This window comes from Paenibacillus artemisiicola (assembly GCF_017652985.1).
Lineage (GTDB): Bacteria > Bacillota > Bacilli > Paenibacillales > Paenibacillaceae > Paenibacillus_Z > Paenibacillus_Z artemisiicola.
The window spans coordinates 42,594-69,250 of the sequence record NZ_JAGGDJ010000022.1; the positions used below are offsets into that span (position 1 = coordinate 42,594).

Below are 26,657 nucleotides of genomic sequence, written 5' to 3' on the forward strand. Positions count from 1 at the left end.
GCAGCGGGGGTATTCGTGAATAAACAGGTTAGTGAAAACTTAACGGTATCGTCATTCTATCTGTGGTTTGTCCTTCATGGGACGCAGACGGGAATCGCGATGCTGAATTTTCCGGGCAAGATCATCCTTGGTGCCGAACGGGATGCCTGGATGTCCATCTTGATTACCGGATTAAGCATTCATTTGGTTGTGTGGATGATTTTTTTTGTGCTCAATCATGCAGAGCAGGGGGATATCATTTCGCTGCATCGGCAGTTGTTTGGCAAATGGCTTGGGAATCTCCTGACTTTGGGGTTCTACGGGTATACCCTCTTGTTCATCTCGACGGAAATTCGTTCGTACGTAGAGGTTTTACATGTTTGGGTCTTTCAATGGTCACCTCCCTGGGAATTGACGTGCATTATTCTGTTGACGTCTATTTATTTTGTAACCGGCGGATTCAGGGTCATAACCGGGATTTGCTTATGGTGTGTGATTATCCCTTCCTTGATGCTGATCACTCTTTATTTCCCCATGAAATATGCTCACTGGAATAATTTTTTGCCGATATTAACGCATAACATTGCCGATTATACTGAGTCTGCCCATCGTGCGGTGCCGCTATTTCTGGGCATTGAATTTTTGCTGCTTTATTATCCTTATATCAAGAATAACAAGAAAGCACAGAAATGGGCTCATGTTGCGGCAGCCCATACAACGATGTTGTATATGGTTTTTGCCTGTGTGGTATTTGCTTATTTCAATATCGTAGAGCTGAAGCATACGATATGGCCCACGCTCATTTTATCGAAGATCATTCGATTTCCTTTCTTTGAACGCTTTGATTACTTGTATGTGTTTAATTGGTTTCTTATTATTTTGCCTCGCATCTGCATTGCCCTATGGGGAGGGACGCAAATGCTGCGAAAAACGGCCAGGCTTAAAGCGAGGCCAGCGTTATGGCTAACCGGCATTCTCTTATTTATCATCATCGTACAGTTGAAAGGGCCACTAACAATTGACAGGTTGGACGCGTTGCTAGCCAGCAGTGGAACGATTCTCCTATACGGGTATATTCCGCTGCTGGCGATATGGGTAAGCATCATCCGATTGTTCAAGAGAGGCAGCCTGTCGGCAGGAAATGATAGCGATTGAGAGAACCGGCATGTATTCACGTGCCGGTTCTCTTTATTAAGCGTGGAAGGCGCCATGTGGCGATCGAGGATCTTGTCATTTATGACATCAAGTTCATCGGTTACGCCGGGGCTAATTCGCTCCGTGGCAAGCTTGTCCTGGCTGTGGTTCGATTTGTGGTAGAACGGCTAGTCCACATACGTACCAGCATGGGTGAAGAAGGACCATCGCACCTACTTCAGAGCTCGCCTTCCAGGCCAAAACGCGACTGAAACTATATCCCCCTTATGCGATGCCGCCATAGCGGAGGATGCCAAGGCATTCAAGGCCCTTATTGGGCAATTGTTGGATTTTGATGGCGATCTCTGACCAATCCCGACTCAAAATCTGGCCGGACCTCGGCGACGGAGGCGAGCGGCAATCGCCGTCCAAGCATAAGATGGACATTAACGTAAGCCAGTTCGTGTTCACGCTATTTAAAGACAGCCTGAGCGATAGCACGATGCCAGCGCCGTTACGGTCCTGGCATCTTTTTTATAATAAGGCAACGGTGATTTAATCGCGATGCAGCCAGCCATACAATTTATTGAACACTCGATCAGTCGCACATTCGTTCCATTCAAGAGCCGGAAAACGAACGATCGATTGTCGGCGAGCGCGCGGGCTTCGTCGAGCAGTTGAGCGTGAACTTGAACCTCGTTTGAAGCCGGGCCGCGTCAGCTGTCGGCAGGGCTCCGCCGGGCGGCCAGGCCACAAACTACTGCATAAAAGTCGTATTTTATACATATGTCTATAAATAAATTTAATCCCTTACTGACATTGACTTCTGATATATTGTTACACATTATATAGTGTGTTTTTCGATCATCAAATAAATAAGTTTGGCATTGAGCACCAACTCTTGCTTGTTAACACAACAGGCTGCCGAAAATCGACAGCCTGTTGTCGTTGCAGTAACGTACACCGTTAGCGCTCCTGTAGAGTGATTTTTTCAGAGTTTGAAATAAAACGAGCGCCTCTGTACACAGAGGGCTCTCTGCGAATAAGCGAGCATTCGTGAGAAAACTAAATCGTAACGAGGGAGCTTAGTGATCAATGTGTTTTGAAATATTGATACACTACATTGATTCCATCTTCGATTTCTTCTTTTTCAAAAGGAATAACCCCATATGATTCATAGACACTTTTCCAAAATTTTACGGCTGGTGCGTTGTTTTGTGCCTGACCAATGACATATCTACCAGGATACAATTCAAAGAACTTGTTACAAGCTAATTTACCAATTCCTTTTCTTCTGTGCTTCTTTAGGATAAAGAAGGAGTTTAACACATAATCAGCAAATTCTTGATTGGAATATGGACCACTCTGCAACAGAATAAAGCCTACTGGTTTACCGTCTAAATTAATAAAAAAGGGTGTTAGTCCCTCTTTCTCAAAAAACCAGTCAAATACATCGAATTCAAACAATCCATTCTCAGGATTCAAATCGAGTTTTTCGTCATATTCGGACAAGTCATGCAGGAACAAAGTCATTAAATTTTTTAAGATTTCTTTTCGAGCAGCGTTGACTACACAAACTGTTCATCAGATCAACGCTGCCGTCTTACACTTACACAAAATCGGGATTTTGTACATATGTCGGTCGATGTGGCGCCGCCGTCGACCGCAGGCCGCCTGATTGTCGCCGAGGTCGCGGTCGCTGGCCGGGGACAGTAAACTTGACGAAGTGCGATAGTCAATCCGCTTTGTACGATGTGAAGCTCCTCTAACGGCAATGAATGCGATCCGGATGGAAGGAGATATCACGATCGCCTCATTTGATTGCCTAATCCGATCATGTCCATTTGCGCGCGAACGCTCGCTTATACTATGATGGGTCTCAAACAACCCTATAGGAGCGTACAATGTCCCAACAACCAAACGGTTAAAGATTTTGGATGGTAATACTTCGGATTGATGAGTATCAAGATAAGGCAAAAATGGGCTGTCTCTTATGAGACAGCCCATTTTCAGAATTATAAAGAATTTCTCAAGATCCTTCTGACGTCTTCTCTTGTAAGAGGAACATAACTACCAATTTGATCGGCGAGCATAGCCCTTTCCGTCATCAGTTCAATTTCCTTGTCATCGATTCCATAATCAGACAACTTCGTTGGGGCGCCAATGGATTTCCAAAATTCCTTGAGCGACTGGATCGCTTCCGCTGCCAGTTGATGATCTGTTTTTCCTGTCCTATCCAAATCAAATACACGAACACCAAACTGTGCGACTTTCTCCGGCCGTATGGCCGCGACATGTTCCATCCAATGAGGGGCAATTATAGCTATCCCTCCGCCATGTGGGATGTCATGGACAGCTGATACGGCATGTTCGATAAGATGTGTCGACCAATCCGGACTTACTCCCATTGCAGTTAATCCGCCATGCACCTCATTGACGATGTGCGCCCAGCCGTTCAACGCATCTTCACCAAAGAAACGCGGTACGTTGTGGTCAGCCGCCGAAGCCGGATGGTTAATGATGGTCCCTTCGGTAATGATCAGTCCGACCCCTCCCTCCGCGCGACGACGATAATAAGCGGCAACATCGGGACCAGGTATGCCGTTCAAGGAGAAGTTTCTCGTCATCGGTGCCATCTGGAATCGTATATTGAAACTGGGATTTCGGCATCACCTCAATTTATGGCAAAGCAAGTGGATTTTTATTAGAAAGGAATCTATAGCTTGTGACTGAGCTGGACGCTACCTTATACTGCCGCCTGCTCTTCTAAGGCGGTCTATTCTTATTCGGTACACGATTCTAGAATAAGAAAACAAGATACGAATCACATCATGCCATGGGTTCTGTCAGCACCGTATTTCTGCTCGCTAGTTCATACAAATAAAGTCAGCTTGTCTGCTCCGTCGGGAATGACATAAAGTTCTTGTCAAAATTGAAAATGACATTAGGTTCTTGATTGATTTGTGACAAGAACCTGATGGACTAAAATAAAAAAGCTGCGATTTACGCAGCTTTTTAAGGGATAAAGTTCTTGTCATCCGACAATTATTGCAGTGTCGGATGACTATACAAGCAGGGTTGTTATATTAAACTTATTTTGGTTCATTTATTGTAGTCTTATTCACCTACCATACCGTCACCATCACGATCATCCATATATTTGTACAGCCAGTGGTCACTCGTTATTGGCATACTATAACCGGCTGCCTTTGCTTCTTTAATCGTTACCTTTCCGTTTCCGTTTGTATCGACACTAGAAAGATCCTCCGAACTTGTTGAATCAGAAGAATCACTGGCTGTTAATCCGAGTGATGCGTTTACTTCATCTGGGTTCACATTATCAAATGTATCAACAATTACATTACCCTTTAACGAATAGGTATACTGATAATTTGAAGGAATCTGAGTTTCTGTATTCGGGTATGTGATAATTGCTTCGAAATCAGTAGCTCCGCCTGCTTTGCGTATCGCATCTTCCATATATGCTTGATCACCATATCGGTTGAGTGTACTATCTTGAGGGGTGATATTATAAGCATTCGATACCCCTCCGAGAGAATCGGCAATGACATGTCCTTCATCTAATACTTCGCTTTCGACACCAGGGACTTTCGCCTCATCAGAGCAATATCTACCAGACGATGAGACAGACTCGTTACTGTTATCTTGTAGAATGATTTCGTCAGCAATGACACGCACTAGTTGCCCTTGTTCGTTTGTAAATGCCCAGTATTCACGGTCCCCATAACCAACATCCACAACGACATTAGGTTCACGATACCCAGACAAATCACAACCATCCACTTCAATACGTTTGTATCCTGAGAATAGTTCGTTATTTGATTGGGCTGGTGTTTCCTCGGCTACCGGCTCGTCAACAACCGTCTGGGTAGTTTCTTCAGGTTCTTTATTAACTGTGGTTACTACTTGTTGAGCATCTTCTGTATTTGTAACAGTTAAATTTTCTGCATTGGTACAACCAACCATTACGATGATCATTAACAGTAAGACTAAATAGTTCATTTTCTTTTTCATTTAGGACTCTCCTATAATAGTTTCATACCTGTTCATGTTCTATTATCTTACCATAAAAGACTATTAACATATTAAATTATCCTGCCCTTTCGCTACTCCTTTGTGAATGCTCTTGATATTAAAATATTCCTCAAATAGGCAAATGTCACAAGAGCAGATTGCTTATTTCCCCCGGCCGCGTTTGCCAATGCCTTCATTGGCTGTTGACCATTTATAATGCTCCGAAATTGAATTTAAAGAAAAGTGCTTTGACTATTGCGGCGTGTTTGCGCTTGCCGTAAGTACGATGCGTTGATCTCTTCAAATACACTCCGCGTGGGTATAGTTGATTAAATTGCGACTTTTGTGTAACAAATAAAAATAAGGTTTTTTAGCTTCTTTATCTTGAAGTTAATTCTTTAGTTGTAATATGTAACATTTTTGCAACTGAGGTCCCAATTATTAAAGAAGCTACAATCGTTGATTGTTTTGTTCATAATTTCCCCCTTCCAATTTTACTATTTGGCACCTTTTTCACATCCCTTTCCGATTTTTTTAATAACACTATCGCCCTTCGCTTAGTCCAATGGGACAATGACATCCTTATACTTCATTAATAGCGAAAGAATCTCTTGAACCCCCGAATAATGACGCGGATTCCCTCCAATTACGTCCGTCCTTATGGTCGTAACGACATGCTTCATCTTTATCGTTGCTCCCTTCCTTATGTCTGTCTGCTTTTTGTTTGCCGCTCGTCATTCTCCGGAAATGTCTTATCCATTATAATACAGAAATAGAAGCAGCTTAGATTCTAATTTTCTATTGAGGATCGTAATATTAAGTAGATCTGCCCTCTTTGCGTAAGGCGCGCGCATTCAGGGGGCAGATTTTGACTGTCTAACGACATAACACGTGTTAAGCACTCTCGACCGATTTATTGTGCCGGCTTTCTGCTCACGGCTCAGGTTGCGGGTAAACAGCGATAAGGATTGAAACCGCCATAAGTTTACGTTTTACACGGTGAATAGCATCAATTGCTTTATCATCAGTTACGGTTAGTACAAGCCTCGAAGTTTTGCTTGCAAGAGAAATTCAGATTTCTACGACGTTTCGAGATTGATACCAATGTATGGCTTGCCACAACTAGAACATTTATGGTTATGGACTCATATTGTTCTCGATTTCCCTACAGATTTCATCATAAACGTATTGGGTGGGAGGCCCTTCTGATATCCAACTTCTAGCTAGAAGTTCGTACCAATACTGATCAAAAGTAAGTCTTAACCCATTATAAGAACGAATCGATCGATATCGATCCCACATTTTAATTCTTAATTTATCCAGTTCTGAACACCTCCAATGTGAATGGCTAGTGGGTACCCGTCATGCCAACAGTCTATAGAGGAACACCTACATGGAACACGGCGCTAGCCCATTAGTTTGATATTTAATGGATGACTAATAATGAATCTCACCATCATAAAACAAGTGATTATGAAGATATTTAAAGGAAGTAGTGTATCATTGCTAGAAAAGAACTTACTGGGGAAGAACAATTGGAAGAAGGTTTTTAGCGCAACTATACTCTACGAATCGAGTATTGTTTAAAACGGTGAAATTTAGGGGGATGTCATGAAGGACTTATTACCATCAGAAGCTGCACAAATTGCAGGAGATTTTCTCCAAGAAGAAATTAAGTCTTCATATCAAATTACAGGTAAAGGCATCGACAACCAAATTTATGTACTCGAAACGGAGTACCAAAAAGTCGTAGTCCGCATGAACATAAAGGATACATATCCAACCTATGTTAAGGAAAAGTGGTGTATCGAGCAAGCAACTGCAGTTGGAGTACCTGGACCTGAGGTATTGTCCATAGGTGTAGTTAATGAAACAGCCTATATGATTCAAACCTTTATCCATGGCGATAACGGGTTAGACAGTAAAGTTCACAAGCCCGAAATTTGGAGACGGCTTGGTGAATACGCCAAGCGTATTGATTCGATTCCTGTAAGTGGATTTGGAAGAAGTCTTCTCGATTCTGTGAGTGGTGTGTTCCAGTCATTAGGACACGCAAAATCAGACGGCAGTTTGCAAGGTGATTTACAACACAATATCCATTGTTTAACAGAACATGATCCTCTTATTAAGCTTGGGGTAATTACTCAGGAGGAATCAAAAAGAGTACAAAAACTTTTTGAGAATATGAAGAATGAAACGTTTCGCTTCGGATTAATCCATGGAGATTTCTCTTTAAAGAACATAATTGTCCATGATAATCAAGTTATTTTGCTGGATTGGGGCAATTCTGAAGTGAATGTCGTTCCGCATGGAGCAGTTCTTCAAGTGTTGCAGTACCACATGCTGGGGCTAAAAGAAGGTCCAAATACTGAGGAGTTCCAAGCATTTTTAGAAGGATACGGTTTGAGTAACGAGGCTCTTGCTAGCATGAGAGCTTTACAATTACTTAAAGCTTTTGATCACACCAGATGGGCAATTAATCGTTGTCCGGAGCGAATTGAAGCCTATGCTGGTTTCGCAAAACAAGTTGTAAGCGTGATTATGAATTAACAGAGAATGTCTCTGAAAAATATGCTAACGGGGTACTAGCCATTGCAACAGCCACCTCTCCCTCCGGAGCTGAGGTAGATTTACAAACACCTCATTGGCCCAGGGCCACTGGGTACCCTGCGTCACTTCCCTACACCTGCCGATCTTCAAAAACTCACTGTTCGTCAGGTAGTCGACGGCTGGAAAACGGTCATGAAGCGGCACAGCGGTGAACAAAGAGCTGGTGAACTACTAGCTCCAGGTTGTCGGTCGACAAGAACCCTTTATCCCATTACATTGAAACTTACGCAGCACACAAAAAAATAACCATTCGAGTGTTACTCGAACAGCGATATTTTTCCCTTTATTAAGGGTTGTCATACTGTAAGTAATCTTTCAATATCTGAATCAGGCATCGGCCACTTTCGAGGCTAGTCGGCTCTTGGTGATACAATCCGGCTGGTAGTCAGCTATAGATCGAACAGGAATCATAAGAAACGGCTAGCTGGTCATTAACCGGCAGCCGTTTCTTTTTTGCTATCCGCCTAGCACCTTTCATTGCTACTACGTTCTTTCTGTTGGCGTTATTCGGAATCGCTTTCTTTATCTTTCATCTTAAACATCGAAGCGGTATAATCGACGAAGTCTTCAACTTCCTTCTGTGCAGCTAGCTTTTTTTGATCTGCTTGTTCTTGCGAGATGTCGCCATTCGCTTTGACAGCATCGAGTTTAGCATTGATGTCGGACATAAGAACATCGATTAACTTTGGACGTGATACACCATGATCCTTCGCAATGACTGCAAACGATTTGCCTGAATGAACCTGTTCGGCGAAAGTCGTTTTGTCTATGCCGAGCAATTCAAAAGCAGCTATCATGTTATATTGGCCAATGCATTGCTCTTTCGCTTCTTGCTCTTTGTTCAGTGGGGTATTGAAGACTCGCTCTGCTTCCAAAGAGGCCTTCTTGTGTATATTTTCCTTTTGTTCGTCCGTGAGTCCAGTAGAGCCCTTTGCCTGAATCTCGTCACTAATTTCCTTTGTTAATTCATCCATTAGAGGTTGGACTTCGATACGCTTCTCTTTGGCGATCTCAGCTAGAGACTTCCCGGCCTCCACCGCCTGTTGGAAATCTTCTTTATCTAGCCCCAGTTTGTCTATTGCGATCTGTTGAAAATCAAGCCTTACCTCGAAGCCCGCATCTTTGGCTCGTTCACCAGCGAAGCTCTCCTTCTTATTAAACAGCTCCGACGTATGATCGACGAAATCCGCTGCATCTTGAAGAGCTGCCTGCTTTTTCTTATCTGCTTGCTCTTGTGTTATACTACCACTTTTCTCAAGCTCTTCAATTTTAGCGTTTTCACTGGACAAAAGGGTGTCAATTAATTGCTGGCGGGTTACGTTATGCCCCTTCCCAATGTCAACTAGTGATTTACCGGCATGTACTTGATCAGCGAGAGCAGCCTTGTCGATTCCGAGTAACTCAAGTGCCGCAGCTAAATTCAAATCGCTACCCTCTTGCTTCGAACTTACTTTGTTTAGCGGTTCAGTGAAGATTCGTTCTGCTTCCATGGATGCCTTCTTCTTCACATTCTCTTTCTCTTGATCCGTCAAAGCCTCGGAGTCAAAATTGGCTAGAATTTCATCGTTAATTTCCTTGCTCAGCTCATTAATTAGCGGTTGAAGTTCCATGCCTTTCTCCTTCGCGACATCTGCTAGTGACTTACCAGCCTTCTCCGCTTGTTCAAAAGCAGTTTGATCCAGACCTAGCTTTGTTTTAGCAATGGTTTGCAAATCTAACTGTAACTTGCCGTTTTTGTCCGTGGATGGCTTTTCGCCTTGTTTGACAGCAGGCGTTATCGTTTCGGCTGCCAAACTTGCCTTTTTGTCCGCTTGACTGGATTGGTTGCTCAGGTTGTCTGCTGCATACGCAGTTACAGGCACTGCAATTGCAATTAGTATCGCTGCGCTTGCAAGTTTCCAATTCTTCTTCATTGATATCCCTTCCTTGTTTGGTTTTTCCTTCAGTTTAAGAAGGAGACTACATGACTAAGTTAAGGGAACATTCTGAAAAGAATCTGAAATGCTCGAAAATGATACTCGAAATGTTGTCCCCACCTGGGGCGTACTCCACACTTCAATCTTTGCACGATGGGCATCGACGATTTGTTTAGCAATTGCAAGACCGAGACCGGTTCCTTCCGAACGGCGAGTGCGGGCTTTATCCATTCGATAAAATCGTTCAAAGATATGGGGCAGATGATCTTCCTCTATCCCTATTCCCGTGTCGCTAATGATAAGGATGACCTTCTGCTGATTCGTTACCACGGAGATCGTGACACTACCGCCTTCTCGGTTGTACTGTATTGCGTTCTCAATGAGAATCAGAATAAGTTGTCGGATACGCACTTCGTCAGCCAGAATAATGGCTTTCTCTTCGTCAGATGAATTCAGACTGTGCTCCCATTTCAGTTCTACTTGCTTTGATTCTGATATTGGTTGCAACTGTTCCATGACTTGGCGAATCGTATACCTTAGAGAAAATTCCGAGGTCACCAAATCAAGACGGCCGTTGTCGCTGCGGGCGAGAACAAGTAAGTTCTCGACAAGTCGGTTCATATGATGAATTTCTTGACTTGACTTCATTAATACGTGGCGATGGAAATCAGAAAGTTTATTGCGCTCTTCATCCAATACTTCAATTGCCGATCTCAAAATACTTAGAGGTGTCCGAAGCTCATGAGACGCGTCTGAAGTAAACTGTTCCTGTCGGTGGAAAGCTTGAGCAATCGGCCCCATCGCTCGTCCAGCCAAGATAGAGCCAGCTGCCCCACCCGCTGCTAACAAGAGCAAGGCAAACCCTGCAAATGCCCATCGCAATTGGGCAATTAGTTTATTGTCATTGGTCACTTCTTGCGCGACGATTATTTTGTAATCTTGAATTTTGCCCGTTGAAATTATGGTTCCGCCAATACGGAATGTTCGACCTTCAGCGTTTACGTTTCGGTAATTATTATCCGGCTCCTTAAGCAAAATGGGCATAAGAGCCGTCAACGGAAAATTAACACCAAGTGCATTCTTCTCAGACGGCGAGGATTGAAAAATCAATTCTCCATTTGGATCAAACAACCAAGCCATCTGATTTAATTGCAATCCACCAGGTTCATAGAATGAATTGACTTTGTTTCTATCAACCGACGGGTCGAATAATGCATTTCCTTTGGGGGACTCAATCAGCTTCTGCAGCTCTGCCTCATACTGCTTGCTCAATGAGCCGAGCTGGTTGTCTTCCGTAGAAGTAAGCATTTGCTGTACCATCCATAACGAAAAAAAGGCAGAGATCATAAGAATAATGCCAATCGTAAGCGAGAATTCTCGCGTTAGTCTGGTTCGCGTCCGTTTGAACATCGATCTCACTCTCCGCCTATGATGAATCTGTAGCCGGCGCCATAAACACTTTGAATACATTTTATTTCATACGGTCCGTCTACTTTCTTTCGCAATAATCGGATTGTAGCATCGACAACATTCAGTGTTACATTCGAAGCGAGTCCCCACACATGATCGAGCAGCTGTTCACGCGACAGCACTTGTCCTGAATGGCGCATCAAACAGACGAGCAACTGAAATTCGCGCCTTGTTAATAGAATTGTAGCTCCCTTTCGGGTTACTTCAAATCTATCCAAGTTAGCAGAAATTTCTCCCAATGTAAGGATATCCGATGAGTGGTAACTCCGATCCTGCCTTCGGAACAAGGCAATTAACCTAGCCTCCAACTCTTCAAACGCAAAAGGCTTTATCATATAGTCATCCGCCCCAGCTCGTAAGCCCTCCACCCTGTCTTTCACGGCATCTCGTGCCGTTAACAGGAGAATCGGGGTATGATCTTCCTGCCGACGTATTTCACGTACAAGCTCTAATCCTGTCATCTCGGGCAACATCCAATCTAGGACATATACGTCATAACAGCCAGAAGCTATCGCTTCCCTGGCTTGATGCCCATCCTTCATCCAATCTACTACATGATACTGTCGCTTCAACTGATGCTCGGTTAGTTCTCCTAACGTCTCATCGTCTTCAGCCAACAAAATTCGCACAATCCATTCTCCTTTTCAAAACAACTCATCAATTACAATATACCAAGCAATTCTGAAATAAAACTGAAACAGCCTGCATTTAAGGAGGATTGAACAAAGTGTAATGGAAATTAGGTATTAATTATAAAACCTGAAACATAACGGGGCGTGTTCGCGAATAACCAGTTCTTTCTCTCGATCACGAATGGCTTGATTGATCGATCACTTCGGTTGTTATCGATGATCTAAAATGCGGGAAAAGAATCGGGCTGAACTAATTGTTCCAACCCTTTTCTTGACTCACCGCGTTCCAGCAAGCGAGAATCGCTTGGTCCGCGATATCATCTGTCAGTTCCAGCAGATCTTGCTGATAACCTTTTAGGAGATAGACAATGGATCCATAGTGCATCTGCACCATCATTCGAGGTTCCAGTCGAACGACGAATACGCCTTCCTCAACTGCCTGCCGATACAGTTTCTTGGACAATAAAATACATCAAGAATTTTGAAAGAGAATTATTATCCATTAACGAAAGGTTCTAAAGCGCTTGTAATAATTTGCATACTCTCTAGCACTCTCACATAACTCTTTATCACTCTTTTTATCAGTGCCAAAAGTGTGAATGGAACTAAAAAATTTGTCTCAATTAAATTGCTCGTTTCATGAAAAGGACTAATTAGTTCATTTATTGAATAACCCTCTCCTTCACCGTGACGATAATCACTCTCGGATCCTCCGATTGAAATGGCAAGTGCGAGTTCTTTTCCTTTTAACTTGCTTCCTTTCGATGTAAAAGCCCAACCATATGTCAATACATCATCCAGCCACTTTTTTAATAACGGTGGTGAGCTATACCAGTAGAACGGGAATTGAAAAATTATTCGATCATGCTGCTCTACGAGCAGTTGTTCTTTTACAACATCAATTTGAAAATTGGGATAGTTTGCATATAAATCATTAATTGTTATAAACGCAGGATACTGTTGTATCTCCACTAACCATCTTTTATTTACATTGGAGTTTTCTAAGTTCGGATGAGCAACCAAAACTAATGATTTTTTCATAAGTAAATGAATTTCCTTTCGTTACATTTAGTTCCATCACCTATTTGTGCAGAGATCATTTCGTATTCTTGAAGGTGTACATGATTTTTATCGTTTTCATTTTGCGGATAAGTTATTCGCTTTTTTTTGATCTATCTCAAAAATCGCCTGATCGATAATCGTTAACAAATTCAACCGGTTTTTATAAAAAGAAGCAGCCAAGCCCCACTCTACGTGGACTTGGCTGCTTCTTTATTAGACGTTCATCCTGAACGACTTCGAGTCCGGGCGCGTTAAGAAGGTTCCACGGTTTGTTGTAATGAGGCTGGAAGAAGAAATCGACGTAGGCGAGTTCTTCCATCGTCATCCGGTTTTGGATGCAGACCGACATCGTATTTATCGATTGGGTCAAGTCGGCTTTGGACAATACTTGGGCTCCTAAGATGCGCTTGCTCTCTTCCTCGTAGACGACTTTCAACATGGCTTTCTCGTAGCTCGGCATAAATTCGGGACGGTAATTTTGCTCGACGACGATGCTCTTCGCGTTCATGCCCGTCGCTAGCGCGGCCGCTTCCGTCATGCCTGTCGAAGCGATGTGCAGATCGTAGATTTTGATCGCGGAAGTCCCTTGCGTACCCAAGTATTTCACGGTAGGCTTCAGTAGATTTCGCGCGACAAGAGAACCCATGCGCACCGCGTTCGTCGCCAACGGAATATAAGCCTGCTCCCCCGTCGGATTGTATCGCACGGCGCAGCTATCGCCCGCCGCGAAGATGTCGGGGTCGCTCGTGTGCATGTATTCGTCGACGATGGACGCGCCGTTAGGAAGCGTGTCGACTTGCCCCTGCAACAGCTGCGTATTCGGCCGGAAGCCGATGCATAGAACGACCAGATCCGCGACATATTCGTCGTCGTTCGTGACGACGGTCGTCACGACTCCGTCTTTTCCCTCAAAGCCGGTCAAAGTCTGCCCGAGCGCCAAGCGGATGCCGCGTTGGAGAACGATGCCTCGACTCGGTCCGTCATTTCGGGATCCAAGTACCGGAATAACACACGGTCCATATTGTCGATCAACGTGACGTTTTTGCCGTGATGCTCGAAAGCTTCGACCAACTCGATGCCGATATATCCCGCGCCGATAACGGCGATGTTGTTCGCGTGTTCGGCTTTCTCGATGATCGTCAAGGCGTGATTGTAGTTTTTGCAAAGCAGAATGTTGTCCAGCCCGATGTTGCGTAAATCGGGAATGACCGGCCAGGAGCCCGTCGTCATGACGAGTTTGTCGTACGTATCGGAGAAGCGCTCGTTCGTCACGAGATTGCTGTTCATCGCGTCGATTTCGAGCACTTCATGCTGCATGAACATATGGACGCTGAGAGCGCTCAGCTCTTCGGGAGACGAATAGAACAAATCCTCCGTGTTCTCCACTACCCCGCCGACGTTAAGCGCGATGCCGCAGGAAAGGAAGGATACGTTGTCGTTTCTTTCGTATACGTTAATTTCCGCGTCCGGATACATGCGCGCAAGGTCCTTCGTCGCTTCCGTTCCGGCATGGGTGCAGCCGACTACTACGATTTTCATCGTTGTTCCCTCCAATAGTTTGTGATTCATTTCACATAATTCGAGAAAGGAAAACCAAGTTCTCGACTAAGAACTTGGTATTCAAAAAGCAACCGCGAGTTACATCGGCAAATCGTAGCCGGTGATCGTCTTCGTCTCCAGGCAGTCTTCCAGCCCGTGCACGCCGTATTCGCGGCCGATGCCGGAATGCTTGTAACCGCCGAACGGAGCTTTCATCTCGAAGCCGGCGCCGTTGATGAGCACCGAACCGGCTTGAATCCGGGTAGCCAGCTCGTTCGCTTTCTCCAGGTTGCTCGAGCTGATATACGCGCCAAGGCCATAGTCCGTGTTATTCGCCATTTCGATGGCTTCTTCTTCGGTTTTGAACGTCAAGATCGAAAGTACCGGTCCGAAAATTTCTTCCTTCGCTATCGTCATGTCTTCCGTAACGTTGGCGAATACGGTCGGTTTTACGAAGTTACCTTGCTCCAGTCCCGCTGGGTGGCCTGCGCCGCCGACCACGAGTTCCGCGCCTTCTTGAAGGCCGACGTTAATATAGTGCTGAACTTGATTGTATTGCTTCTCCGACACGATCGGACCGAGATTCGTATCGGCTTCGGTCGGCAAGCCGACTTTCATCGATTCGACCGTCGCGCGGGCCAGCTGTTTTACTTCTTCCAAGCGATGCTCGGGAACGAACAATCTCGTGCCGGCAACGCAAGCTTGACCGTTGTTCGAGTAGCACGATTTGACGGCGGCCGGAATCGCTTTGGAGAAATCCGCATCGTCGAGCACGATATAAGGCGATTTACCGCCCAGCTCCAAAGTCACGCGTTTCATCGAATCTACCGTCGCTCTGCGGATTTCTTTACCGACCCGAGTCGAGCCGGTGAAGTTGACCATCGCGACGTCCTTATTGCGAGTTAATTCCGCCCCGACCGTTGCGCCAAGACCGTTAACGACGTTAATGACGCCTGCAGGAATACCCGCCACATCGAAGCATTCGATCAACAGCTGGGTTTGCAAGCCGCTCATTTCGCTCGGTTTAATGACGACCGTGCAGCCCGCGGCGATAGCGGCGCCAAGCTTCGCCGTAATTTGCGAATAGCTCGCGTTCCATGGCGTGATGATCCCCATGACGCCGACAGGCTCGGAGACGACTTTGGCTTTGCCTATATAATGAACGAATTCGAAATCCTCGAGCGCTTCTTTGCTGATCATCAAGTTCATCGCGGCCAGTTGCACGCGAGGAACGGAAAGCATTCTGGGAGCGCCGTATTCGAGAATGTTGGCTTCCGCCAGTTCGTCGGTTCTCGCCAAAATGGCATCGTTCAGACGTTGCAGCATATCCGCTCTTTCTTGCACGGTCGTTCTGGAGAAAGCGGGGAATGCAGCTTTGGCAGCCGCGATCGCAAGCTTAGCATCTTCCTCGTTGCCGAGCGCCAATGTCGCGAATACTTCCCTCGTCGAAGGATTCACCAATTCTTGACGCTCCGTGCCCCGCGGAGTTACGAATTCGCCGTTAATATAAATTTTGTCAATGTGTCTCATTAGGAAGTACCGCCTGTTATTAGATTTTTGTTGCGGATGGCGACGTTGCGCGCATCGTGTTGCGGGAAAAAAGCAGGAATCCGACGGCAACCGCGGCCAAACCGACGGCTACGGCCGTGAACACGTCGCGAGTCGAATCCGAACGAAGCAGCGCTTCGACTCCTGTAACGAACAACGGGCTCAGGAATTGACAAATATATACGCACGCGAGCAGCAAGGAAATGCCCGTCGTAACGATTATCGTCGGAACGACTTCCGACGTTTTAATGAAGGATAACGGGAAGAGCACCCCTTCGGCCAACCCGATCATGAACACCGCCAAGGCGACCGTCCATTCCGCGTGGGCCGAAGAAAGGAGCAGGAAACCTCCGCCCATCAAAATCAAAACGAGCGGAACGAGCATTTTTTTGAATGCTTTGGTTACTCGCGTTATGAAAAGTCCACCGATAAAAACGCCGACTAACGAAAAGGCAATCAAGTAACCTGCCGACGATACGCTGCCGATTCCATTATTCGCGATGAACAGCGAAAGATTCGTCGGAATCAACGCGAACATCATCGTATGGAAGCCGCCCGCGATCGCGACCGCGATGAAAAACTTCGGCAGCTTCGCGGAAGATTTCGTCGATTGACTGGTTTGAAGAGGCGGAAATTTTGGAAGAAACGCGATTACCAAGATCAGCAGCACCACTACGTAGAAATACGTCATGAAGACGTCTCTCCACCCCAGCGATGCGATAAAACCGCCGATCGAAAGGAAAATGGCGCCGCCGATACCGTTGATCGACGTTTGAATGCCGTTCATGCGCGACCGCGCTTCGCCCTGGAAGTTTTCTGCGATCAACGAATTAAAGGTCGGCGAGATTAAGCCGATGCTGAGGCCCAAGATCGCCCTGCAAACCAAGATTAAATCGAACGACTGCATGAAAGCCGGACCGACGCCGCCGATTAAATACAACACCAGTCCCGTGATCAGAATCGATTTTCGATTGAATCTTTTGGCCAGCGTACCGGATAAAAACAAAGTCGGCAAGATGAATAAAGAAGATATTGTAACGACCCATTGTACCAGTAGAGCGTCCGTATTCGGGAACGCCACGGCCAGCGGTTTAAGCGCCGGTGCGGCCATCATCGTTCCGAAGGTAGTCGTAACGACCAACGACAATAATGCGATTCTTGCGCTTGCTTTCAATGACGAAACCTTCTTTCGCCCTTAGGGATTGATTTAGAAATCAGAAATCGGTCGAGCGGCTGATCGCTTCCCAACGTTTCGTCTCTTCCAGCTTGCCGTTGTCCATCGCGTTCGCGAGCTCGACGGCGTCGCTTCCGAGCAGCAATCGAAGTGGCGGATTCTCTTCGTTCACGATCGTGATGATCGCTTGAGCGGCTTTAGCCGGATCACCTTTCTCTTTACCGGTATTTTCGCGGAAGTGCTTCATCATGTAGCCGACCGTGTTTTGATACTCGGCGCGAGGCTCGACTTGTTGCATCGAGGAGCCTGCCCAGTCGGTACGGAATCCGCCCGGCTCAACCAATGTCACTTTGATTCCCAGCGGTCCGACTTCTTTGGCCAGTACTTCGGAGAAGCCTTCGACCGCCTATTTCGCGGCTTGGTATGGCGCAAGCCCCGGCGCTCCGATACGGCCGCCGATGGAGGAGAACTGGACGATGTGGCCGTGTCCCTGTTCTCTCAGTAAAGGCAATGCGGCTTTCGTCACGTTGACGACGCCCCACAGGTTCGTTTCCACTTGAGCGCGGAAATCTTCCATCGACGTTTCTTCAGGAGACGTTGCCGTAACCCGCGTTGTTCACGAGCACGTCCAGACGACCGAACGCTTCGAACGCGACTTTGATAGCCGACTTAGCTTGATCGTACTGATTAACGTCCAGCGTCACGAGGCGAACCTGGTCTCCGTAGCGCTCCGCCAAATCGGCGAGCTGCTCCGTTTTCCGAGCCGTTGCGACGAGGCGTTCGCCTTTCGCGAGAACCGCTTCGGCGAGACTGCGGCCGAACCCGCGCGAGCTGCCCGTAATCAACCATACCTTTTGCATATTCATGATCTCCTTTGAGCTGATATTCGGAATGTTTGTTCCATAGTTAGTATAGCTCTTCACTATCGCATAAGTCAACGAAAACCGGAATGTATATTCCAAAAAATTCGGCAAGAAATATACTTTCCGCGATTTACTCATGCATTTCTACATGGTTATGAGGAGCTTGATCGTTTATTATACATCGTTTTATGGAATTTATATTCCGTAAAGTAATTGGATATCATGGTAATTCAAACAAGCAACGCTTTCCAGGACGACTCCAGAACTTGCTGCGTCTGGCTCTCGTTTAACGGATATTTCCGCACGTAATAGCCTTTTAGAATCGAAGACACAATGCCGTGAATGAATTGATGGCACAGATGGGTATCCATTTCTTTGAATAGGCCTTGCTTTTGGCCTTCGACGATCAGGGAAAGCACGACTTCGACCGAATTTCGGGAATCGTCCATGTTGCGGAGTTCCGGTGAAATATACGGCGAGAAGGAAAAGCTGTCGATAAACAGAAATTCCTTCGGATAATGAATGCCGAAGTGCAGCCTGTTCAACTGAAGGCATTTAAACCGCTCGTAAAGGCTTGCCGTCGAATCGTAGCCTTGCAGCATATATTCCCCCATGAGCATACGCGCTTCCTTATAGACGGCGTTGACCAATTCTTCTTTATTCGAAAAATAATTATAAATCGTGCCGGATCCGACGTCCGCTTTCTTGAATATTTTCGAGAAGGTCACCGACTGCAGCCCTTCCTCGTGAATCAGGTCGAGCGTGGCAGCCATAATATCCTGTCTCTTGCCCATTCTCTCCACTTCTCCTTAAAATGAATGCCCTTAATCGATCCTGCCGGAACGACTAAGGGCATTGGGGTTAGTTGAGCGACCGGGGTTTACGCCCTTTCGACCTTATCCTTTAATTAGATGTTGATCGATTTATGCTCGACGAACGCGCCCAAGCCGACAACGCCGAATTCACGGCCGATGCCGCTCGCTTTATAGCCGCCGAACGGTCCTTCGTACGACACCGTCGCGCCGTTAACGACGAAGTTACCCGTGCGGATTTGGCGAGCGATTTCTAAACCGTGTTCCTTCGTGCCCGACCAGACGCCTCCGCCTAAGCCGAATGGCGAATCGTTCGCGATGCGCACGGCATCGGCTTCGTCTTCGTAAGGAATAACGACGAGCACAGGACCGAAGATTTCTTCTTGCGCAATGCGCATGCTGTTGTCGACGTCCGCGAAGATGGTCGGTTTGACGTAGAAGCCGCCTTCCAAGCCCGCGGGAACTTCCGTTCCGCCGGTAACGAGACGCGCACCTTCTTTAATTCCCAATTCGATATAGGATTGAACGCGTTTTTGTTGGTCTTCCCGTACCATTGGACCGATGAAGGTCGCAGGGTCCGCGGGATTGCCCACGACGAGGCTTTCGGTCATCGTTTTGATCAAGGCGACCGCTTCTTCGTAACTTTTTTTGGAGACAAGCACGCGGGTATGCGCTACGCAGCTTTCTCCGTTGTTTACGAAAGACGTATATTTCAAGCCTTGAACGGCGGATTCGAGATCCGCGTCGTCGAGAATGATCGTCGCGGATTTGCCTCCGAGCTCCAAGCTTACACGCTTGAGCTGCTCGCCCGCAATGGAAGCGATGCGGCGACCGGCTCCGGTCGAACCCGTAAACGCGATTTTGTCGACGCCCGGATGGGAGACGAGGTATTCGCTCGTTTCGCGGCCGGCCGGCACGATGCTTACGACCCCTTCGGGGAACCCAGCTTCGGCGAAAATTTCGCCCAGCAAGAGCGCGTTAATGGACGTTTCCGGAGATGCTTTAAGGATGACCGTATTGCCCGCAAGCAATGCGGGGATCATCTTGGCAAGAGCCGATTGGTGCGGTGCGTTCCAAGGAATGATCGCGGCGACGACGCCGACCGCTTCGCGGCGAATAATCGGACCTTTGCCGTCGTTCAGCGTTTCTTCCCAAGCGTACGATTTCGCGGCGCGAAGATAAGCGTTCGTTTGCTCGGACAGAGAGTGCTGCAGTCCGTTCGTGAACCAGCTAGGCGTACCGTTCTCGGAAGTGATCAGAGCCGCGATTTCGTCCGCGCGCGCGGCATGCAATTCATTGAAGCGAGCGACGAGATCTTGGCGTTCGCCCGGCGTCATTTTCGGCCAAGGACCGTTATCGAACGCTTTTCTGGCCGCCGCAACGGTCAAATCGATATCGGCGGGCGAAGCTTGAGCCGCTTTGCCTACAACGGATTGGTCATGCGGGGAAAGAATTTCGATGACTTCTTGGTTGATTGGCGCTTTCCATTGACCGCCGATAAATAGTTTGTCGTATATTTTCATTTTCGTTTCTCCTTTAGGATCGTATAGTTTATGACTCCATGGCTTGGCGACGGGGGGACGAGACTTTCGGTAATTGTTTGTCGCTGTATGCCATTCGCCTCCTCTGTACCGCATTTATTTGGAATGTTTGTTCCACGAGACCTAGTATACTCTCTCGACCAGGTGTTAGTCAAGAAATTTCGGAATGTATATTCCATTCGATATTATATACGGTCAACTTCGGACAGTTCAATATCACATTTATACACGTTCTGACTGGTGAATACAGCGTCATATCGGAACATAAATTCCAATTTCGAAAGTGTCGCATTTGGGGACGGCAGGCGTATGCGGCTTACAGAAACATGCCGCCCGATGCCTCGATTCTTTGCGCGTTCAACCGGCCCATTTCCGGCGAGCAAATCGCGGCGATAACGCCTTCGATGTCGTCGGCTTCCCCTGCTCTCCCAAGCGCCGTAACGGAGCTGATTTGTGCTTGAAGAGCCGAATTGTTCCGAAGCGTTCCTCCGGCGAAATCCGTCATGATCGCTCCTGGCGCGACGGAATTGACGCGAATGCCGCGGGTGTGCAGGCCTTGTCCGGCGTTGTCGACGAAGTAGTTCAGGTCAATTATCGCCGGCGCATAACGGTTGGTTTGTGGTTTTTCCCAAAACAAAATCCCCTATTGCGATATACAGCAATGGGGATAAAATGAAGTAAAAGCGTTTGGCTAGTGTCATTTCTAAGAGATGTGGCACACTACACCTTAATAGGTTCAAATGTTTTAACGACTTCATATGAACCGGGCTCGAATTTCGCTATCGTCATCGCTTCTTGTAAATACGGAAGAGGTTTTGGGTCATTTCGCATTGCTTGGTAATGCTCCATGGTACTCCATTGCGCGTACATCGTTACTTTCGTTCCATCCGTTCCTCGATGAAGGCTACATGAAACGAATCCTGGCGCATATCGAACGGAGGCATCCGTTGCTTGAGTAAGCAATTCGAGAAGTCGGTCTTGATTTTGGGGCTCGACGGTAAACACGTTGATAAAGGTCACGACTTTGTTGCTTGTGGAAATTTGAGTCATCGTGGGCTCCCTCGCTGTTTTCTGGAAAGCGGCAAAAAATTTTTTCTCAGGTATTATTGTTAGTTACCGTACCTGCTTTTATACAACGAATAAAACGTGTCAGTTCACGCTCTCAACCGTTAAGGATAACTGCGTTTGCGAGTAAGGTGTGGTCAAAGATGGTTTAATAATCTAAAGGGATCAAGCTCTTGCTTAACGGCAAGTTCTTGATCCCTTCATAAACTTAATCGCTTTCTGCGATTTATACGAGTATGGCTTTCCAAGAGGCTTCGACGATTTGTTGGATCTGGAAATCGTTTAGAGGATATTTGTGTATATAATATCCCTTAAGAATCGATGAAATGATTCCATGTATGAGTTGGTGACATAAATTTGAATCCATCTCTTTGCCATAGCCTACACTTTTTTCAAAGTGTCCAGTCTATGGGGACCAAGTTTAGGGAGCTTCACTCTTATTTGATGTCTTTGGGCTGCTGAAAATCTCGTTTATATTACTAAAAAAAGTGCAGAAATCGCGAAACCGTTCCAGGCTTTTTCCATTCATCCGTTTATGCATCTTGTCGGAAAGAGCGTGCGGTGGAATTGTTCTTTCATCCAAGAGATTGCTCTTATTTCAGTACCATCGGAGGACCGATGATTACCGTATCGTGGTTTGCAGCGATTTGTATGATTTCCTCGAGAGAATGACGTCCAATTTCAGGGAAGAAATCGTCGATACCGCCGGGTGTGAAGATAAACAGCATCCGTCCTGTTTCGGGACCGACATTAGCCCATGCATGTGCGGCGCCACGAGGAACCCGGACGGTCGTTCCTGGAGTTGCATCGAACTGATCGTCTCCAACTTGGAAACGGAAAATGCCTTCAAGGATTTCAAATGTTTCTTCTCTTTCATTATGGATGTGCTTCGGCGGGCCCATTAGAGAAGGAACTCGCGCTTCGATTACCGTCATTGCTCCGTCAACTTGATTGCTGTGTAGACGAACGGTCATCTTCTCACCTGGCATCGTGTCGAACCATTCAAGATCCTTCGCGTAATTAACGACGGGTTTACTCATGATGTTATTCTCCTTTACCCCCACATTAGTGTTTTCCGAAATAATTTTCATTCTGTTTTATTCCATCACCTCCTTAATCGATGCTTACGACGATTTTTCCGATTTGCTTATCGCCCATGGCGCGGTGAGCTTCTTCGATCTGATTCAACCGGAACGTCCGTTCGTTCAAAATCGGTTTTAACACTCCTTGCTCATACAAATTCGCGATTTCGCGAAGAATTTCGCCATGACGAGAACGTCCCTTACCGGTAAGCATAGGCATAAGCGTAAACACCCCAGAGTAGGTGCCGGCACGAAAAGATAAAGGCGCCAGACTATGCGTTCCCCAACCCAGAATACTGACTACGTGGCCCGAATATCGTTTCACGGCGTTGAAAGATGCATCGAGCGTCGTGCCTCCGACGTTATCCATTACGATGTCGAAGCCTTCCCCATCCGTATAAGCCTGTACGTAGCTCCCAACCGAAGCGTCCGTGTAATCGATTGGCGTGGCGCCTAGTTTCTTAATGACGTCTTGACTCGCTTTCGATCCTGTCGCGAACACGTTCGCCCCCCGCGTCTTGGCGAGTTGGATTCCGATATGGCCGACTCCGCCGGCGCCGCCGTGAATGAGCACGTTAAGGCCTGGACGCACGTTCGCTTGATCGACCAGCGCTTCCCATGCCGTAATCGAGATCAACGGCAATGCCGCGGCCTCCCTCATCGACATGCCGTTCGGCATTTTTGCGAGCAAATCCGCATCTACCGCCGCGTATTCAGCTAAAGAACCTTGAATTCCGCCTACGCCGCCTGTCAATCCGTAAACCGAATCTCCGGGCTCGAATCCGGTTACGTCGGTTCCGACTTCTTCTACGATACCGGCCATGTCCATACCCAATATCGCGGGAGGCGCCGTGCGGGTGTGCGGCGCCACCCCTTCCCTCGTCTTCAGGTCTAGCGGGTTTACTCCGCTCGCTTTGATCCTAACGAGCACCTCATTGTTACCCGGAATCGGACGGAGCGTTTCCCCGACTCTAAGCGGTGCTTTAAATTGCTCCAATATCGCGGCTTTCATCATCGTTTGTTTCATGAGTTCATTAGCTCTCCTTTATTGTATGGTTTGAATAACGGAAATCCCGAATATAGAAGATTAGGTTCGCGCTAGTCTCTTCCCGTTCGATGTCCAGCGAATTATCGAGGCGATAAGCAGGAATGCCAAAATTATCGCGATCAGGAGCAAGACGCCGCGAATGGAATTTAGATGAAAGAACGATGAATGGCATTGTTGACGAGAGGAGAATCAATTGGCTAATGTTCGCGAACGCGGTCATAAGCATAATCGCCAGCGTACGATGGCGTTGCATTGCGACAACCGCCATGTTATTTAACAAAACAGGATAGGCAAGTCCGAATCCGAACCCGACGATCCCTACCGTCACGGCAACCATCCATAACGAATGAGCTTCACCTAATAACAAGAACGCTGCGCCGAATAACAGGAAAATGAGGGGGCGTTCCCTTTCCTAATCGTTGCCTGAGCTTGGTCCCGACGATACCGGACATAAAAACCAATAGAAACGATAGAGCCGTTAAATATCCCGACGTTGCGGATGTGCCCAGATGATGAATCGACGACGAACGCGGCAAGGTTGGCCTGCTATTGCGATCGTTTTCGTCGCTCTCTGTCTTGACCGGTTTAACGCGCGGAACAAAAGCCAACACCAGAATGAGCAAGACGACGCCGAAGGAATAAGTCCAGAACACGCCTCTCCATCCTAACGCCGTAACGACTCCGCCGATAACGAGAAAGAAGGCGCCTCCTAATCCGTTCACGCCGACGGTGAGACCGTTCATCTTGGAACGTTCCTCGCCTTCGAAATACTCGGCGACTAACGCAATCATCAGCGGGGTGATGAAGCCGATGCCCAGTCCAAGAACCGCGCGCATAACCAAAATTCCTCCGATGGAATTCATGAACGCGGGTCCGACCTCGCCGATAACGTACAAGATCTATCCGATGCGTCTTCTTCGAGAGCCGGTTGGCCAACAAACTTCCGACCAACAAACTAGGTAAAATAAAGAAAGACGCGAAAGTGACGACGAGTTGAATAAGCACCGGGTTTACTTCCGTGAAATCCAGTATGAGAAGCTTGACTGCCGGGGCCACCAACATGGCACAAGTGTCGAAGTGACCGCCAACGCAAGCAGAGTCATTTTAAAGCTCTTGTTCATGGAATTGCTCCTTTAGGGGGTTCGATCGTATAACCCCGCGCGTGGAGGGTGGACTTATACGATCGGCGCGGAGGGATGAAGCGGTCGAACCGCATGATCCCCGACTACGATTAGTGGACTTCGTAACCGAGAATCGCTTTGGGTTCTACGTGCTCCTCCAAGCCGTAGATGCCCGAATCCCGACCTAAACCGGATTGCTTGAATCCCCCGAAAGGCGCGTAAGGATCATCCTGCAAGGCTTTGTTGATCAGAACGCGCCCGGCGATGATTTGCGAAGCCACTCGTCGCGCCCTATCCATATTCGAGGAGCTGACATAGGCTGCCAAACCGAAAATCGTATCATTGGCGATGGCGATCGCTTCCTCTTCCGTTTTATAGGAGATGACCGAAAGCACCGGACCGAAGATTTCCTCTCTGGCGATTTTCATGTCGTTCGTTACGCGGGCAAACACGGTCGGTTTCGCGTAATACCCTTCCTCGAGTCCCGGCGGATGGCCTAATCCTCCCGCAATCAGCTCGGCGCCTTCATCGATCCCGGCTTGAATGTAACGCTGCACGGTTTCGTATTGTTTTTGGCTAACGACCGGTCCCAGTACCGAATCCTCATCCATCGGATTTCCTATTTTGGTTGAAGCTACGGCTTGCTTAAGAAGTTCTATCGCTTCGTCCAATCGGCTTTCCGGAACCAGCAACCTCGTCCCCGCGTGGCAAGCTTGTCCCGTATTGCTGAACCCGATGGATATCGCCATCGGAATCGCTTTGGAAAAATCGGCATCGTCCAGGATGATGTTCGGATTTTTCCCTCCCAGCTCCAAAGCCAATCGTTTAAGGGTGACGGAAGCGTCTTTGCAAATTAATTTCCCTACCGGAGTCGACCCCGTGAAAGAGATCTTGGCAATATCCGGATGCCTGACAAGCTCTGCTCCGACGACCAGTCCCGTCCCGTTCACGATATTCACGACGCCTGACGGCAGCTTCGCCTCCGCTACGCACTCCATTAATAACTGCGTCTGATAACCGCTGAGCTCGCTCGGTTTAACGACGATCGTGCATCCCGTCGCGATGGCCGGGGCAATTTTATTGCAAATGTGCGTGTAATTGGCATTCCAAGGCGTTATTGCGCCGATGACGCCCAGCGGTTCAAGCACGATTTTGGTTGTCCCCTGCATCTTCTCGAATGAAAAGTTTTTTAACGACTCCTTGGCGAAAAGGCAAGTTTGCGCGGAAAAGGCGGTTCGGCCTCTGGACGGCTTTAAGGGAGAACCGTACTCCTCGACCGCGGCTTTGGTTAATTCCTCTTCTCTGGCCATAATGGTATCATGAAGTCTCTGGAGCATCTGACCTCGCTCTTCGACCGTCGTTTTGGAGAACGTTTTAAAAGCGGTTTTGGCCGCGGCGATTGCCGTTTGAGCATCGTTTTCGTTGCCTAGAACGAGCTTTCCGATCACTTGCCGTTAGAGGGATTCACCAATTCTTGAATTTCCGTTCCGGTCGTCTCCACGAATCGGCCGTTTATGAAATGCTGATTAAATATACGCAAATGCCATCTGTCCTCTCGTCGTTGATTCTGAGGTCGTTAAATCGATTCCCGCGTATATGTTTAGAAAAGGAGTTGGAATTTATGCAATTTACGATCAAAGAAGCCTCGGAACGCCTCGGAATTCCTCCGCATACGATCCGGTTTTACGAGAAAGAAGGGCTACTTCCTCATATTCGCAGAAACGAAAGCGGAAACCGCGTATTCGATGATGAAGATCTGGACTGGATAAAACTAATGGCCTGCTTTCGGATAACCGGGATGACGATATCCTCTTTAAAGCGTATCGTCGATTTGGCTCTCCAGGGAGACTCTACGATTCCTCAAAGAAAAGCGATCCTGGAGCAGCACAAGCAGGAATTGCAACGGCGCCAGGCCGAGCTGGATGTCGCCTTCGAAGCGGTTAATCGTAAGCTGACGAAGTACGAGTCGATCGAAAAAGGCGAGACCGTTTCCGGATACGAATTCGAAATGGATCATTAATCAGGC

24 protein-coding genes and 3 pseudogenes are annotated in these 26,657 nt (G+C 47.2%); 4 read left to right on the forward strand and 23 right to left on the reverse strand.

The window, feature by feature from the left end:
• The first annotated feature begins 15 nt into the window (after nucleotides 1-15).
• Nucleotides 16-1,134, forward strand: coding sequence for a GerAB/ArcD/ProY family transporter (locus I8J29_RS21230; RefSeq protein ID WP_208849489.1), 1,119 nt, complete (start codon nucleotides 16-18; stop codon nucleotides 1,132-1,134).
• A gap of 587 nt (nucleotides 1,135-1,721) precedes the next feature.
• Nucleotides 1,722-1,817, forward strand: a complete 96-nt coding sequence (locus I8J29_RS34660; RefSeq protein ID WP_208849524.1) for a spore germination protein — start codon at nucleotides 1,722-1,724, stop codon at nucleotides 1,815-1,817.
• Between the two features lie 388 nt (nucleotides 1,818-2,205).
• Here I8J29_RS34660 and I8J29_RS21240 read toward each other — a convergent pair whose 3' ends face one another.
• From I8J29_RS21240 to I8J29_RS21250, 3 genes are all read right to left on the reverse strand, one after another.
• Nucleotides 2,206-2,646 (reverse strand): GNAT family N-acetyltransferase, encoded by a 441-nt coding sequence (locus I8J29_RS21240; protein ID WP_208849490.1) that lies wholly within the window; start codon nucleotides 2,644-2,646, stop codon nucleotides 2,206-2,208.
• A gap of 482 nt (nucleotides 2,647-3,128) precedes the next feature.
• Nucleotides 3,129-3,761, reverse strand: a complete 633-nt coding sequence (locus I8J29_RS34510) for an oxidoreductase (RefSeq protein WP_338113258.1) — start codon at nucleotides 3,759-3,761, stop codon at nucleotides 3,129-3,131.
• Nucleotides 3,762-4,230: 469 nt separating this feature from the next.
• Entirely contained in the window at nucleotides 4,231-5,148 is a 918-nt protein-coding gene (locus I8J29_RS21250; RefSeq protein ID WP_208849492.1) for a DNA/RNA non-specific endonuclease, read from the reverse strand.
• Between the two features lie 1,611 nt (nucleotides 5,149-6,759).
• Between I8J29_RS21250 and I8J29_RS21255 the strand changes: the two genes are divergently transcribed.
• Entirely contained in the window at nucleotides 6,760-7,698 is a 939-nt protein-coding gene (locus tag I8J29_RS21255; protein ID WP_208849493.1) for a phosphotransferase family protein, read from the forward strand.
• A 563-nt stretch (nucleotides 7,699-8,261) separates the two neighbouring features.
• Here the strand turns inward: I8J29_RS21255 and I8J29_RS21260 are convergent.
• The 20 genes and pseudogenes from I8J29_RS21260 to I8J29_RS21345 form a co-directional block, all read right to left on the reverse strand.
• Nucleotides 8,262-9,671, reverse strand: coding sequence for a hypothetical protein (locus tag I8J29_RS21260; protein WP_208849494.1), 1,410 nt, complete (start codon nucleotides 9,669-9,671; stop codon nucleotides 8,262-8,264).
• 54 nt (nucleotides 9,672-9,725) lie between these two features.
• On the reverse strand, nucleotides 9,726-11,084 hold the full coding sequence (locus I8J29_RS21265; protein WP_208849495.1) for a sensor histidine kinase: 1,359 nt from the start codon (nucleotides 11,082-11,084) through the stop codon (nucleotides 9,726-9,728).
• A gap of 5 nt (nucleotides 11,085-11,089) precedes the next feature.
• On the reverse strand, nucleotides 11,090-11,773 hold the full coding sequence (locus I8J29_RS21270; protein ID WP_208849496.1) for a response regulator transcription factor: 684 nt from the start codon (nucleotides 11,771-11,773) through the stop codon (nucleotides 11,090-11,092).
• Nucleotides 11,774-11,892: 119 nt separating this feature from the next.
• A pseudogene (locus I8J29_RS21275) lies at nucleotides 11,893-11,994 on the reverse strand (IS66 family transposase); the annotation flags it as partial.
• A gap of 284 nt (nucleotides 11,995-12,278) precedes the next feature.
• A pseudogene (locus tag I8J29_RS21280) lies at nucleotides 12,279-12,817 on the reverse strand (NAD(P)H-dependent oxidoreductase).
• Nucleotides 12,818-12,998: 181 nt separating this feature from the next.
• Nucleotides 12,999-14,377 (reverse strand): annotated as a pseudogene (locus tag I8J29_RS21285) (FAD-dependent oxidoreductase).
• Between the two features lie 99 nt (nucleotides 14,378-14,476).
• On the reverse strand, nucleotides 14,477-15,997 hold the full coding sequence (locus tag I8J29_RS21290) for an aldehyde dehydrogenase family protein (RefSeq protein WP_240546379.1): 1,521 nt from the start codon (nucleotides 15,995-15,997) through the stop codon (nucleotides 14,477-14,479).
• On the reverse strand, nucleotides 15,927-17,099 hold the full coding sequence (locus I8J29_RS21295; RefSeq protein ID WP_208849498.1) for an MFS transporter: 1,173 nt from the start codon (nucleotides 17,097-17,099) through the stop codon (nucleotides 15,927-15,929). The genes I8J29_RS21290 and I8J29_RS21295 overlap by 71 nt, the downstream gene beginning before the upstream one ends.
• A gap of 40 nt (nucleotides 17,100-17,139) precedes the next feature.
• Entirely contained in the window at nucleotides 17,140-17,397 is a 258-nt protein-coding gene (locus I8J29_RS33895; RefSeq protein WP_240546380.1) for a Rossmann-fold NAD(P)-binding domain-containing protein, read from the reverse strand.
• 108 nt (nucleotides 17,398-17,505) lie between these two features.
• Nucleotides 17,506-17,676 carry an SDR family NAD(P)-dependent oxidoreductase gene (locus I8J29_RS34255; RefSeq protein WP_276316313.1) on the reverse strand — a complete coding sequence of 57 codons (171 nt, stop codon included), beginning with the start codon at nucleotides 17,674-17,676 and terminating at the stop codon, nucleotides 17,506-17,508.
• A gap of 10 nt (nucleotides 17,677-17,686) precedes the next feature.
• On the reverse strand, nucleotides 17,687-17,959 hold the full coding sequence (locus I8J29_RS34260) for an SDR family NAD(P)-dependent oxidoreductase (protein ID WP_276316314.1): 273 nt from the start codon (nucleotides 17,957-17,959) through the stop codon (nucleotides 17,687-17,689).
• A 233-nt stretch (nucleotides 17,960-18,192) separates the two neighbouring features.
• Complete coding sequence (locus tag I8J29_RS21305; protein WP_208849499.1) at nucleotides 18,193-18,756, reverse strand: TetR/AcrR family transcriptional regulator; 564 nt, start codon at nucleotides 18,754-18,756, stop codon at nucleotides 18,193-18,195.
• 113 nt (nucleotides 18,757-18,869) lie between these two features.
• On the reverse strand, nucleotides 18,870-20,297 hold the full coding sequence (locus I8J29_RS21310) for an aldehyde dehydrogenase (protein ID WP_208849500.1): 1,428 nt from the start codon (nucleotides 20,295-20,297) through the stop codon (nucleotides 18,870-18,872).
• Between the two features lie 334 nt (nucleotides 20,298-20,631).
• On the reverse strand, nucleotides 20,632-20,952 hold the full coding sequence (locus I8J29_RS21315) for an SDR family oxidoreductase (protein ID WP_240546381.1): 321 nt from the start codon (nucleotides 20,950-20,952) through the stop codon (nucleotides 20,632-20,634).
• 83 nt (nucleotides 20,953-21,035) lie between these two features.
• Nucleotides 21,036-21,365 carry an antibiotic biosynthesis monooxygenase family protein gene (locus I8J29_RS21320; RefSeq protein ID WP_208849501.1) on the reverse strand — a complete coding sequence of 110 codons (330 nt, stop codon included), beginning with the start codon at nucleotides 21,363-21,365 and terminating at the stop codon, nucleotides 21,036-21,038.
• A gap of 608 nt (nucleotides 21,366-21,973) precedes the next feature.
• On the reverse strand, nucleotides 21,974-22,420 hold the full coding sequence (locus I8J29_RS21325; protein ID WP_208849502.1) for a cupin domain-containing protein: 447 nt from the start codon (nucleotides 22,418-22,420) through the stop codon (nucleotides 21,974-21,976).
• Between the two features lie 73 nt (nucleotides 22,421-22,493).
• Nucleotides 22,494-23,489: a zinc-dependent alcohol dehydrogenase family protein gene (locus tag I8J29_RS21330; RefSeq protein ID WP_208849503.1), complete on the reverse strand. Its 996-nt coding sequence runs from the start codon at nucleotides 23,487-23,489 to the stop codon at nucleotides 22,494-22,496.
• A 7-nt stretch (nucleotides 23,490-23,496) separates the two neighbouring features.
• Nucleotides 23,497-23,838 (reverse strand): hypothetical protein, encoded by a 342-nt coding sequence (locus tag I8J29_RS21335; protein WP_208849504.1) that lies wholly within the window; start codon nucleotides 23,836-23,838, stop codon nucleotides 23,497-23,499.
• Between the two features lie 25 nt (nucleotides 23,839-23,863).
• Nucleotides 23,864-24,406 (reverse strand): MFS transporter, encoded by a 543-nt coding sequence (locus I8J29_RS21340; protein ID WP_276316315.1) that lies wholly within the window; start codon nucleotides 24,404-24,406, stop codon nucleotides 23,864-23,866.
• A gap of 335 nt (nucleotides 24,407-24,741) precedes the next feature.
• Nucleotides 24,742-26,079 (reverse strand): aldehyde dehydrogenase family protein, encoded by a 1,338-nt coding sequence (locus I8J29_RS21345; protein WP_208849506.1) that lies wholly within the window; start codon nucleotides 26,077-26,079, stop codon nucleotides 24,742-24,744.
• A 173-nt stretch (nucleotides 26,080-26,252) separates the two neighbouring features.
• Here I8J29_RS21345 and I8J29_RS21350 point away from each other — a divergent pair, with 173 nt between their 5' ends.
• Nucleotides 26,253-26,651, forward strand: a complete 399-nt coding sequence (locus I8J29_RS21350) for a MerR family transcriptional regulator (RefSeq protein WP_208849507.1) — start codon at nucleotides 26,253-26,255, stop codon at nucleotides 26,649-26,651.
• The last annotated feature ends 6 nt before the right edge of the window (nucleotides 26,652-26,657 follow it).